Annotated in this window: 13 protein-coding genes and 1 pseudogene; 8 read left to right on the top strand and 6 right to left on the bottom strand. The window is 68.7% G+C overall.

Annotated elements, in window-relative coordinates:
- Both IE106_RS29825 and IE106_RS29820 read left to right on the top strand, forming a co-directional pair.
- A pseudogene (locus tag IE106_RS29825) lies at positions 1 to 110 on the top strand (IS481 family transposase); the annotation flags it as partial.
- A 53-nt stretch (positions 111 to 163) separates the two neighbouring features.
- Positions 164 to 1,348: an IS701 family transposase gene (locus IE106_RS29820; RefSeq protein WP_189538357.1), complete on the top strand. Its 1,185-nt coding sequence runs from the start codon at positions 164 to 166 to the stop codon at positions 1,346 to 1,348.
- Between the two features lie 211 nt (positions 1,349 to 1,559).
- Here IE106_RS29820 and IE106_RS30785 read toward each other — a convergent pair whose 3' ends face one another.
- From IE106_RS30785 to IE106_RS29810, 3 genes are all read right to left on the bottom strand, one after another.
- Complete coding sequence (locus tag IE106_RS30785) at positions 1,560 to 1,691, bottom strand: hypothetical protein (RefSeq protein WP_268255351.1); 132 nt, start codon at positions 1,689 to 1,691, stop codon at positions 1,560 to 1,562.
- 50 nt (positions 1,692 to 1,741) lie between these two features.
- Complete coding sequence (locus IE106_RS29815) at positions 1,742 to 1,975, bottom strand: hypothetical protein (RefSeq protein WP_189538356.1); 234 nt, start codon at positions 1,973 to 1,975, stop codon at positions 1,742 to 1,744.
- 334 nt (positions 1,976 to 2,309) lie between these two features.
- Positions 2,310 to 2,615 (bottom strand): hypothetical protein, encoded by a 306-nt coding sequence (locus IE106_RS29810; RefSeq protein ID WP_189538355.1) that lies wholly within the window; start codon positions 2,613 to 2,615, stop codon positions 2,310 to 2,312.
- Between the two features lie 349 nt (positions 2,616 to 2,964).
- On the opposite strand from IE106_RS29810, the gene tap reads away from it, so the two are divergent.
- The 3 genes from tap to IE106_RS29795 all read left to right on the top strand — a co-directional run bounded on the left by tap (position 2,965) and on the right by IE106_RS29795 (position 7,792).
- Positions 2,965 to 5,187 carry a telomere-associated protein Tap gene (gene tap / locus IE106_RS30780; RefSeq protein WP_268255350.1) on the top strand — a complete coding sequence of 741 codons (2,223 nt, stop codon included), beginning with the start codon at positions 2,965 to 2,967 and terminating at the stop codon, positions 5,185 to 5,187.
- 3 nt (positions 5,188 to 5,190) lie between these two features.
- The gene (gene tpg, locus IE106_RS29800) at positions 5,191 to 5,748 is read left to right on the top strand and encodes a telomere-protecting terminal protein Tpg (RefSeq protein ID WP_189538353.1); all 558 of its coding nucleotides are present in this window, start codon (positions 5,191 to 5,193) and stop codon (positions 5,746 to 5,748) included.
- A 124-nt stretch (positions 5,749 to 5,872) separates the two neighbouring features.
- A complete protein-coding gene (locus IE106_RS29795) occupies positions 5,873 to 7,792 on the top strand; it encodes an ATP-dependent nuclease (protein WP_229840947.1) in 1,920 nt (639 codons plus the stop codon).
- A gap of 15 nt (positions 7,793 to 7,807) precedes the next feature.
- Here IE106_RS29795 and IE106_RS29790 read toward each other — a convergent pair whose 3' ends face one another.
- From IE106_RS29790 to IE106_RS29780, 3 genes are all read right to left on the bottom strand, one after another.
- A complete protein-coding gene (locus IE106_RS29790) occupies positions 7,808 to 8,407 on the bottom strand; it encodes a PLP-dependent aminotransferase family protein (protein ID WP_189538352.1) in 600 nt (199 codons plus the stop codon).
- Positions 8,408 to 8,515: 108 nt separating this feature from the next.
- Positions 8,516 to 8,710 carry a hypothetical protein gene (locus IE106_RS29785; RefSeq protein WP_189538351.1) on the bottom strand — a complete coding sequence of 65 codons (195 nt, stop codon included), beginning with the start codon at positions 8,708 to 8,710 and terminating at the stop codon, positions 8,516 to 8,518.
- Positions 8,707 to 9,012 (bottom strand): hypothetical protein, encoded by a 306-nt coding sequence (locus tag IE106_RS29780; protein ID WP_189538350.1) that lies wholly within the window; start codon positions 9,010 to 9,012, stop codon positions 8,707 to 8,709. The genes IE106_RS29785 and IE106_RS29780 overlap by 4 nt, the downstream gene beginning before the upstream one ends.
- Before the next feature lie 131 nt (positions 9,013 to 9,143).
- Here IE106_RS29780 and tpg (IE106_RS29775) point away from each other — a divergent pair, with 131 nt between their 5' ends.
- The 3 genes from tpg (IE106_RS29775) (at position 9,144) to IE106_RS29765 (ending at position 11,161) form a co-directional block, all read left to right on the top strand.
- Positions 9,144 to 9,737: a telomere-protecting terminal protein Tpg gene (gene tpg / locus IE106_RS29775; RefSeq protein ID WP_189538349.1), complete on the top strand. Its 594-nt coding sequence runs from the start codon at positions 9,144 to 9,146 to the stop codon at positions 9,735 to 9,737.
- 357 nt (positions 9,738 to 10,094) lie between these two features.
- A complete protein-coding gene (locus IE106_RS30600) occupies positions 10,095 to 10,613 on the top strand; it encodes a hypothetical protein (RefSeq protein WP_229840945.1) in 519 nt (172 codons plus the stop codon).
- Positions 10,610 to 11,161 carry a hypothetical protein gene (locus IE106_RS29765; RefSeq protein WP_189538348.1) on the top strand — a complete coding sequence of 184 codons (552 nt, stop codon included), beginning with the start codon at positions 10,610 to 10,612 and terminating at the stop codon, positions 11,159 to 11,161. The genes IE106_RS30600 and IE106_RS29765 overlap by 4 nt, the downstream gene beginning before the upstream one ends.
- The last annotated feature ends 638 nt before the right edge of the window (positions 11,162 to 11,799 follow it).

Genomic DNA, 11,799 nt, shown 5'->3' with positions numbered 1-11,799 from the left:
AGGCCCTGGCAGACTTCCTCCACACCTACAACCACCACCGCTGCCACACCGCACTCGACGGACACCCGCCCATCAGCCGCGTCAACAACGCTCCGGGTCAATACACCTAGTACTGCAACGGTGCTTGCCGTGACTGCTGGCCAGCTCGGTCGTTGGTGTGGTCATGGGTGGGGACCTTGCTGATGTCAGGTTGTGGGCGGGTGAACTCGAGGTGGTGCATGAGCGGTTCGTGCACCGGTTCAACCGGGAGGAACCGCGCCAGTCTGCACTTGCTTACATGCGGGGGCTGATCGCTCCGCTGGAGCGGAAGAACGGCTGGACGCTGGCGGAGGAGGCCGGACACGCGGGTCCCGACCGCATCCACCGGTTGCTGAACCGGATCGAGTGGGACGCCGACGAGGTCCTGGACGACGTGCGCGACTACGTCGTCGAACACCTCGGAGACCCAGACGCCGTCCTGATCGTCGATGACACCGGGTTCCTGAAGAAGGGGGTGCGGTCGGCCGGTGTCCAGCGGCAGTACTCCGGGACCGCCGGACGCACCGAGAACAGCCAGATCGGCGTGTTCCTCGTCTACGCCACGAGCCGCGGACGCACCCTGATCGACCGGCGGCTGTATCTGCCCACCTCCTGGACGGACGACCGGGACCGCTGCCGCCGGGCGGGCATCGATGACAGCGTCGCCTTCGAGACGAAGGTGGCCATGGCCAAGACGATGGTCCGCCGGGCCATCACCGACAAGGTCCCGTTCCGGTGGGTGACGGCGGACGCCGCCTACGGCTTCAGCAAGGGCTGGCGATCTGAGCTCGAGCAGGCGGACGTCTTCCACGTCATGGCCACCACCCGCCACGACACCGTCGTCACGCGCTGGTCCATCGACCATCCCGTGCACGAGCTGTTTCCCGGCCTGCCGCGGCAGAAGTGGAAACGCCGGTCCTGTGGTGAAGGGGCCCACGGCAGGCGCGTCTACGACTGGGCCTGCGTCGAGGTCAGGCCCTGGCACCGCGAGGACCGCAGGCGCTGGGTTCTCGCCCGCCGCAGCGTCAGCAGACCCGAGGAGATCTCCTACTACATCGCCTACTGCCCCGCCGGCACCACGCTGGACGAGCTCATCCGCATCGCGGGCAGCAGGTGGGCGGTGGAGGAATGCTTCCAGACCGCGAAGCAGGAGTGCGGCCTGGACGACTACCAGGTCCGCCGCTATCCCGGCTGGCACCGCCACATGACCCTGGCCATGGCCGCCCACGCCTGCCTGACCGTCCTGCGGGCCCGACAGCTGGATGCGGACAAAGCAGAAACGGATCCTCCCAGCTCATCCACTACAGCCTCGCCGAGATCAGACGCCTGATCACCCGACTCACCGACCGCCGGCCCGCCCCCGTCGACCACATCCTGCACTGGTCACACTGGCGACGACGACGCCAGCACCAAGCCCGCATCAGTCACTACAAGCGACGCGGACACACACCACCCGAAACCACACCACCGTCACAGCAAACACCGTTGCAGTACTAGTACGCCACCCCCACCCGCCCGTCGCACCGCCGCCGGGTCGGTCGTCAACACCGGTGCCGCATGGGCCACGTCGGCCCGCGGGCCTCGGCGGCGGTGAGCAGGGCAAGGGGGGCGTCCGGGTAGGTGCCGGTCACCGGCTCGGTGCCGTGGTCCACACCGCCCTCAACGGCACCCATCCAGGCCAAGGCACGGGACGGACCGTGCAGGCCGGCCCCCTCTACGCGGGTCAGATCGCCGTGAACTCCTGCAGGCCGCTGTCGTAGGTCCAGCGCCTCACCGGGTACGTCTCGCCGTCGACGGTCGCGGTCAGGGTGAGGACGACGCCGGGCGTGCCGTACCGCCCGAGCCACTCCATGAATCTCCGGTCGGCCGTCTCGGGCCGGCTCCAAGCGCCGAGGATGGCCGGCCCGCCCGGGCGGGAGCGCAGCACCACCTCATACTCGTCGTTCGCGTGGTCCACGACGGGGCCTTCCTGCGCTGATCGGGGGTGTCGGCGCCCGGCGGGGCGGCACCGGCTTCACAGGCGCGCCCCCGCCAAGCATCTTTCAGCGTGGCACACCGGCCGTTTCTCGCTGCGGACCGGCCTGCCGTTGCACCGGAAGGGGTGTGCAGGTGCTGTTCACGCCTCAGCGGACGTTTCGTCTCTCCGTCCGCTAGCGCAGCCCGCGCCCGTCTCCTTCCCTGACGATGTGGCGTTGTCCTTCGGGCGCGTGGTTGTTCCGTCGCATCGAACCTTGAGCAGTTCTCAGCGAAGTCTGAGCACCGCCTATGCCAGAGGTCAGAGCGGTGCGTTGCTACGAACTGAATCCATCGGTTGCGCGTTCCGCAGCAGCTGCCGTCTCGGCGAGTGCACGGACGACGAGCAGCGCCGCCCCCTCGTCACCGATCCCCGTCGACTCACGCTGCTCCACGATCATTGCCGCCGCCATCTCCGCCGTGGCATGCGCCAGCGAGTACTCCCCCAAGACAAGGTCCCGTCCGATGGTCTCGATTACAGAGTCGAGAGCGGGGACCAGGTCGTACAGGTTCTTGGCGTCTGCCCACATCGCGTCCGGGCCCTTCGTTTCTTCGGTCACGACCGCGATCTTCTCAAGAATCACGGGGCCTGCAGACAAAGGAGCCACGTCCTCGATCCCTGTCCACCTGCCACGTCGCAGGTATGCACCCCGAATCGGCAGGGGTCTCTGGGTCTTAGCTCAGCGTCGGGCCTGGTGGGTATCCACATCTCGATCGACTGCGGAACCGGCCCTGACCTGCGCACTTAACCTTCGAGGAGCCAAGCGCCCCGTCAGTCTTCGGTGAGGTTCGTCCAAAGTTCGGTGCGACAGGACAACAGCCCTTGCGTGACTTACCGGCCTGTGTGTTACACCCACCCGATGCGCGTTTCATGTGCGATTAAGCGAGCGAACGACTGTGCGATCGGGTATGTTGTATATGGAGGTGACCTCTGTGCCCACTGAGAACGAGCTGTTCAGCGCCGTAGATGCGCTGCTGGAGCAAGTCGCACAGGACGACCTGCCGGTCCCCGCGGAGCGCAAGCGCCTGCGGGAGGCGGCAGGCCTGAGCCAAGCGCAGATCGCGAAGGCGCTGAACGCCCGCCGGGAGGCGGTGGGGAACTGGGAGAGCGGCAAGACCGAGCCGCGGCCGCCCAAGCGCGCCGCGTACGCCCGGCTGCTGGAGGGCCTCGCCGCTCGCTTCCCCGCCCCGGCCCCCGAAGCGCCCGCCGCCGCCCCGGCGCCAATGGTCCCGGAGGCGCTCACCGGCCCCGCGCCCGTTCCCGCCCCGGCGGGCGAAGCGCCCCCGCCCCCGCCCCCGGCTCCGGCTCCGGCTGCTGCCGTACGACCGGCGCCTGCCGCGAAGCCCGCCGCATCGTCGCGGCGCCCGGGTGCGACGAAGTCGGTGGCGAAGAAGACCACCACGGCGGCGGCCGTCGTCGACCCGCGCTTCGAGAACGGTCCGCTCGCCGTCATCGACGTCGACGCCGACGGCCAGGTGTCGGCGTACTGCGTCGGCGGCCTGGTCCTGGACGTGCCCGCCAAGACGATCCCGGCCCTGGTCGATTGGACCCTCGTGGAGGCGAAGCTCGGGCAGGCCCGGCTGCACCGCAACGGCCGCGACGCCGACCCGATCCTCGTCCTGACCGTGTCCGCGCTGGAGCGCTACGGTCTGCCCGCCGCCCTGTCGGAGGAGGAGCGGCGCGCGGGACGCCTGGCGGCCGGCCACAAGGTGGTCAAGCAGATCGAGCGCGCGGGCCTCCAGATGACTCAGCGGGGCTTCGGCCCGTGGGCCCGGGTCTACCGCGACCCCGAAGGCTCGAAGCGGCGTTGCGTCCAGCTGTGCATTCTGCCCTGGAACGCGCTGGACGCCCGCGAGTGGGACAAGAAGGACGACCCGCAGCTGCCGACGATGCACCCGGCCGATCTCGCCCGTTACCTCGGCCTGTACGCGGCGCGGGTGATGACGCCGCGCGGCTCCACCGCGACGACCGGCCTGGAGCTGATGACCGCGCTGCGCCCGCCGACCCGCGCGGAGAAGGACCCGGCGACCGGCGAGTTCAAGCGGGCGTTCAACGACGACGCGCTCACCCAGGTGCACCCCGTGGTGGAGTGTGAGGTCCCCGACGAGCACCCGATCCTCAAGGACAAGTTCGCCCGGCACCACCTGCGCACTCCGGCCGAGATGCTGATGGAGGAGGCATACGACTGGTGCCGGCCGCTGACCGACGAGGAGTGCGCCAACCCGTACCTGGTCGCGGTCGACATCAACATGTCGTACGCCGCGGCCGCGAACGGCCTGGTCGTCGGGTTGAACGGGCCGACCCACCTGACCGGCAACCCGAAGTTCGACGCGTCGCTGCCCGGCTCGTGGCTGGTCGACCTGTCCCACGTCGACCTGTCCCGCGTACGCATCAACGGCCGCACCGTCGACGGCGACCGGCTCCCCTCACCGTTCACGCCGACCGGCGAGCGCCCGAGCGGCCCGGCCTGGTACGCCACGCCGACCGTCGCCTACGCGGTGGAGCTCGGCTTCGACGTCGCACCGATCGAGGCGTACGTGCGCACCCAGACCGGCCGCTACCTGGACTCCTGGTACAAGCGGCTGCGCGACGCCTATGTGGCCACGATGGCCGACATGGGCGTCACCACCGACCTCCAGGGCCAGGAGTTCCTCGAGGCGATGGCGCGGCGCAAGCAGGTCGACCCGACGATGGCGCTGCTGGAGACCGCGATCAAGGCCACGGCGAAGGGCGCGATCGGAAAGCTGCGCCAGCGCTCCCGGGGCCAGGTGCCGTACTACGAGCCCTACCCGGCGCTGGAGCGCGTGAACTGGCGCCCCGACATCCGGGCCGCCGTGCTCGCCAGCCAGCGCACCGGCCTGCACCGCAAGCTGATGAAGACGGCGGCCGCCGCCGACCTGTACCCGACCTCCATCGGCACCGACGCGATCGTCTACCCCTCGCCCGGCCCGTCCCCGCTGGACGTTCTGCCGACCACGCCTGAGGGCAAGCCGGTACCCGGCGGCTTCCGGCTCGGCGTCTCGCCCGGGATGGTCAAGCACCAGGGCACCCAGACCGTCCTGTGGGCAGAGCAGCTGTTCGAGGAGCGCGGCGGCGTCTTCAACATCTCCAACCTCATCAAGACCGCCGACCCGACAGCCGGAGAAGGGGAGTAACCCGTGGTCGACTCGCTCGGGGACAGCCTGGACCGCGCACTGGAGAAGGCGTTCACCCGCCCCGCTCCCAAGAGCGCCCAGGCCCAGATGAAGTACCTCGTCAAACAGCTCAAGGGCACCAAGGCCGCCGCCCAGACGCTCGGGATCTCCCAGCGCACCGTGGAGCGGTACGTGACGGGCAAGCTCAAGCGGCCCCGCCCAGAGCTGCGCGTCCGCCTGGAGCGCGAGGTCAAGAAGCGCTGGCAGCCGCAGATCCGCGCGAAGGCGAAGCAGAAGGCCGCGACCACGAACGGGCTGGTCGTCTCCACCCGCGCCCGCTTCGGCTTCGAAGCCGCCGCAGGCACGACCGACGATGCCCGGATCCGCGACATCACCCAAGCCCTGCCGCCCGAGTACGCCGACCAGCTGTTCACCGCCCGCGAGCAGGGCGCCACCGAGACCCAGCTCCGGCAGATCGCCGCCGACGGCCTCGCGCGGATGTACTTCCGCGCCGCCAACACCCGGGCGCACGGCCTGGACGTGGAGTTCACCGACGTGGAACGGCTCGACATCGAGCTGTGATCACCCGCCCACGGCTGGGGTCCGAACCGCCCTTCATCCGAGCCCCAGCCGTCGCCACGGCTCAAGCCGATGCAGTTTGGGGACTTGCCCGCGAACAGCCCGGGTGTCACTCTCACGGCGTAGCGTGATCCCGTTCGCCGACGCCGTTGTCGGCGGCGTGGTCAGCACGGGAGACTCGATGCGCCTGCAGTCCGCTCACATCACCAAGTACAAGAGCATCAACGACTCCACTCTGTTCTCACTCGAAGGCGATATCACCGCCTTCGTGGGTAAGAACGAGTCAGGCAAGACTGCCGCCCTGGAAGCCCTCTACCGCGTGAATCCGCTGTCCAGCGGGCATCCGACGGCATTCGAGGAGCTCCGGGACTACCCGCGGCGTCACCGTTCCCGCGACAAGAACCGGATCGCGCAGGCTCGGCCGGTCACCGCGACGTTCGAGTTGGAGCAGGGCGACATCGACGCCGTGGCCAAGGAATACGGCCCCAAAGCATTCACCGCGAAGACGATCACGGTGTACCGCCAATACGACGACGACACTCGCTGGTACCTCGGCTTCACCGCCGACACACTGGCCGCCGCACAGCACCTGGTCACCAAAGCTGGGTTGGACGTCGCCCGCTTCGCCAAGGTCAAGGACATCGACGCACTCATCGAAGCGCTCCGTGCCGATGAGAACGCCGAAGCCGCAGTTCAACTCGCCGACGACCTGGCTGAGCGTGACCTGGGCGCGGAGATCAGGAAGATCCTGCACCTGCGGCTGCCCCGGTTTCAGTACTTCGACGAGTACAACGTACTGCCCGGCAGTGTCTCGATCGAGCGACTGCAGACCGTCGGCGAGGACGACCTGGAGCCGGAGGAGCGCACGGCCCTGTCCCTGCTGAAGCTCGCCGGGGTGGAGTCCGAGGAGTTCACCCGGGACAATTACGAGAATCGCAAGGCCGCCCTTGAGGCTGCAGCCAATGAGCTGACTGACCAGCTCTTCGATTACTGGACCCAGAACCCTGACCTGTCGGTAGAGCTCGACATCGAGTTCAAGCAGGTTCCCACGCCGCAAGAGCCGCATCGCACCGAGCCGTGGCTCCATATCCGGATCAAGAACCAGCGGCACCGGGTCACCCTTGGGATGGAGGGCCGGTCGAAGGGCTTCATCTGGTTCTTCTCCTTCCTGGCCGCGTTCTCGGAGTACCAAGACGTCACACGGCGGCGCGTCATCCTCCTGGACGAGCCCGGCCTGAACCTCCACGCCAAGGCCCAGAACGACCTTCTGCGCTACATCGAGGAGCGCCTGGTCCCGCAGCACCAGGTCATCTACAGCACCCACTCCCTGTTCATGATCCAGCCCTCGAAGCTGGAACGCTGCCGCACAGTCGAAGATGTCGACAACGACGGCACCCAGGTCAGCCAGGAGCTGTGGCGAGCCCGCGCCGACACCGTTTTCCCCCTGCTGGGAGCCATCGGCGTCGACATGACTCAGACACTGGTGATCGGGCCGAACCAACTGCTGGTTGAAGGCCCGTCCGACGTGGTGTACCTGACCGTGATGAGCGAGGTCGTGCGTGAGGCCGGCGGCACGTCCCTTGACCCCAACTGGACCATCACCCCGGTCGGTGGGCTCGACAAAGTGCCGTCATTCGTTTCGCTGCTCGGCAGCAGCGACCTGAGCATCGCGGTGCTGATGGATGTTGCGGGCGGCGGCAACCAGCGCATCGCACAGCTCGTCTCACGCGGCCTTCTCGACAAGGGCCGCCTGGTCTACCTCACCGAGTTCACCAACACGAGCGAAGCCGACATCGAGGACCTCTTCACCCCGACCTGGTACCTCAAGCTCCTGTCCTCCGCGAAGGTCGGGCGGTTCACCAAGGCCCAGCTCAAGGGAGGCGGACGAATCATCAGGCAGGTGGAGGCGGCCCACGGTGGCCGGTTCGACCACTACCAACCCGCCAGCCACCTGATGCGCTCGCCCGGCACCCTGCTGGACCAGATCGACGATGAAACCCGGGACCGCTTCGAGGCCCTCTTCACGCGCCTCAACGCTCTCCTTTGACGCGGCAGGCCAAGGTCAGCTCGTTGGCGTGGCACGGCGGCGTGCCCACCAGGACAGCCGCGGCGCGGTGGCAGCGTTGACGGCCCGGCCGAACGTCTCCAGCGCGGCCTCTAGGCGCGCGGTGTTCTCTACGTCCGACAGGGCGTTCAGCAGCTGCTCCGTGGCGGTGACGACGGCCGGGTCGGAGGAGCGCATGAGCGGGGCGGCGGCGGTGGCGGCCCGGGTGAGCGGCTCGCGCAGGGCGGCCGCGGTCTGCTTGCTCGCCACCCGCTCCCGGCTCAGCAGCTCGGCCGCGCGCCCGAAGCCCACGAGCCCGCTCTGCGCGTCGGTGCCGCCGACGATCCGGGCGCGGGCGGCACCGCCGGTGAAGGCGAGGACGGCCAGCAGGAACGTCCGGCCGCGCTCGGCCGGCCCCTCCCACAGCAGCCGGTTGGTGGTGGCCGCGCCCTGCAGTTCCATCACCGCCACCGTCATCGCATCCGCCTGCACCCGCAGGGCACCGATCTCGGCTTGCTGCTCCTGGCGGTTGCGGGAGCGGTTGGTCAGCCACGCCGCCAGGACGGCGATGAACGCCCTCGAGACGAGCGTGCTGGCCAACTCGATCAACTTGTCCATCCCCACAGGCTGACCGCGCACCGGCCCCGGCGTCCGGGCCGTTGCGCACCTGACGCACAACCCGCACCCTCCCGTTGCCCCGGTTGGCGGGAGGCGGCGGCCAGAGGGTCAGCCGGCGGCGGCCTTCTTTTCGGCGAGCGCCTTCTTGGCCTGCTGGCACACCTCATACGTCACGGCGTTCACCGCCTCCCTCTGGGCGAGCACCTTCACCACGTCGTCCTGCTTCATCGCGCTGCCCGCGAACTCCAGCATCAGCTCCACCATGGCCAGGCTCTTCCAGTGCCGCAGTTCCGCCTCGTTCAAGGCTCCGGGCCGCCGGCCTCCATCATGTCGACGAGCCGTTCACGAGCCCGCCACTCCCGGCGCCGACGCCACCAGCCGCCGCCCGGCCGGTTCAGGTCCCGCAGCTTACGGATCTGGTCCACCATGGCCCGGATCTGCGTTTCCTGATCGGGCGTCCATGACTTCCCAGAGCCGTCAGCGAGGGCTTGGACGGCCTCCTGGGCGGCTTCGCTCCCGTCGCCCGGCCCCGTCCCGCCGCACAGCTGCTCCACGGCCTTCCTAAGCGCCGCTTCCGCCGCGCTCGCATCGTCGTGTTCGGACACGTTCTTCCCTTCTCCTCCGGACGCGCAGCATGCCTGCCGTGCGGCGCCCCGGGCAATCGAACGGCCGGCCTCGCCGGGTGCCGCGTCAGCACCGTCCTCTGTCCACAGGCCCGGTCCGATGGGGTGCTCGTATGACTGATGAGGAGAAGGCGCAGCAGGCGGCCCGGACGCGCTCCAAGCTCATGGAGGGCCTCGCCCGCGCGGAGCGCGCCCTGTTCACCCGGCCCGCGCCGAAATCGCCGCGAGCCCAGATGAAATTCCTTCGCACGCGGGAGAAGGGTTCCACCAAGAGTCTGGCGGAGCGCCTGGGCGTCTCCCGCAAGACGGTGCAGCGCTACCTCTCGGGTGCCTCCACCAAGCCGAACAAGCGCCTGAAGGAGGCGCTGGTGCAGGAGACCGAATCGGAGTGGCAACCGCAGGTCAGGGCGCGTGCGAGGCAGCGCGCGGCGTCCTCGGGCGGGATGGTCATCTCCTGTCGGGCGTACTTCGGGTTCGGTCCGGAGGGCACCTCGGACGCGGGCCGGGTCCGGGACATCAGCGTGGCCGTCAGCGCCTCCCACGCGGCCGCCATCCTGGCCGCCCAGGAGGATGGTGCGACACAGAACGATCTGCACGACGCGGTCGCGGAGGCCATCGCGGACACCTATTTCCGTCAATCCGGTGGTGGCCGCGCGGGCCTGGAGGTGAAATTCGCGGACGTGGAGTGGTTGAACATCACGTTTTAGCAGCGCGCAATTCAGACGTGCGGTAAACCTGTGTGGCCGACTCACCGAACCGCATTACCGGCCGGGACCTCAATTCCGTATCCGAGCTGAAAGCGAGTCCTGATGAACACGTCCGACGGGTAGCGGCCGCGCCGTGTCCCCGAGGCCCGCGGCCGCGCCAGCACCCCGCGCACGCCGATCGACTACGCGAAGGTCGGCCGGTCCTCGGCGCGGCGCCGCGCGCGGGGCATGACGCACAGCGAGGCGGTGGCGGCGCTCGAAGAGACGGAACTGCACGCGCACCTGGACCGCCGCGACGAAGCCGCGGCCGACGACGGTAGCCGCCGTGCTGCGGAGCTCGCGGAGTGACAGCGCGTCGTGCAGCTGCTCGCCGCGACCGGCGGCCCGTACGACCCGGACGCCGACGCGATCGTCCAGGAGGAGCTCGCCGAAGACCGCCGCCGCGAGGAAGCCGAGCAGCAGCGCCGCCAGGAGCAGCAGCGGGTAGCCGACCAGGCCGAAGAACTCGCCCGGCTCGGAGGGGCCGGCCGACTCGACCGGAGCGTGCCGAACCGGGCCGGAGACGAAGCCGCCCGCGACCTCCTGGACGAGAACCGCGACTACCGCGCCGCGAAGGTCGACGCCTGGCTCGCCCACGCCCTCGCCACCCACTCCGGCCACTACGCCGACCCGGCCGCCCGCGCCGCCGCCGTCGGCCTGCTGCCCGTCCCCGTCCGCGCCCGTGCCGCGCTGCTCGCCGCTCTCGCCCGCACCGGCGCCCCGGTCGACGGCGACCTCGAGTTCGTCGGGCGCCTCGCCCAGGCCGACCCGCGCGCCACGACCGCGCTCGCCGCGTGGCTCGACACCGCGGCCGCGGTGAAGGGCGGCACGGCATGAGCGCGTCGGACGACGTGGTGGCCACCTGGAGCGAGCACAGCGAGATCGGCCACCACTACGAGGACCTGCTCGCCGACGGCCAGGTCATCTCCTGGACCGAGCCGCCCTTCGGCGAGACGCTCTACCCCGGCGACGACGACCCCGACTACAACCCGATCTGCGATTGCCTCGGGCAGTGGCCGCGCCAGTTCTGCATGGAGTGCGCCTGCTACGCCGCCTGCGGGCAGTGCACCGGCCCGCACGTCTGGCCGCCGCTCCAGACCTGTCCTGTGACAGCGGACTTTGACCGTTTGCCACTCAAGTTGGGCCGGCAATCTACCATGTTGAGAAGGAGGTCCTGGACAGGCACTGGGCTTGTAATCTCAGTTGCATGGCTGAAGCGAGTAGCGGGGGGCAAGCTGTGCCCAACGGCGGTGATCCCAGTCCTGCGACTGGTTCTGGCGATGATGCTCTTGCGGATCCGGCACCTCAAAATCCGGCAGACTCCAACGACGCCTCTGCTGCCCCCACAGCGCCTACACCCACATGGGCGGAGATCGGCAGAGTAGTGGGTGCGATGATCACCGTTATTGCCGCACTCGCGGGGTTGATTCTGGGGGTCAGAGCAGAGCAGCGTGCCGATAGGGAGGAGAAGCGAGCGGCTAGGGAGGAGAAGCGAGCGGCCGAACTGAGCCGGAAAGCTTTCGCTGAACACGTTGCGTTCTACCGAACCCCGTCCGCGGTAGTCGTGATGAACGGCAACCCGCACCCAGCGAAAATGCGTCTCTTCCTGCCGGGTAGGCGTCTTTGGTGGAATTTGCATTCACTCGCGCCTTGCAAACAGATCAGGATCCCCACGGACTCCCTGCGCGCCAGCTTACGCGCCAAGTTGCTATCCGCGCAGGTCACCGATGAAGAGTTGTCATCGCTTTGGTTGGAGTTCCAGGACCCTTACGGCAGGAGCTGGGCCCGTACCGGCGGGGGAGGGCTGGCCCCCTCTACATGGGAACCTGCATCACCCGGAGTACACATGGTCGATCTTTATGAAAGCTGGAACAAGGCCCCGGAGGACTCACCCATTTGTGGTGCCCCTTAAGAGCCTGCTTGCAGGCTGACGGAGATCGGTCTGCGTACTTCCGCTGTGGTCCAACTTCGATTGGCTCTGTTCACGAGTTTCTCGTGAACAGAGCCAATCGATGGCAATTGG

The organism is Streptomyces roseolilacinus (assembly GCF_014649335.1).
GTDB classification, from domain to species: Bacteria; Actinomycetota; Actinomycetes; order Streptomycetales; family Streptomycetaceae; genus Streptomyces; species Streptomyces roseolilacinus.
The sequence above is the reverse complement of the archived record's forward strand: the minus strand, read 5'-3'. Positions and strand labels throughout refer to the sequence as shown.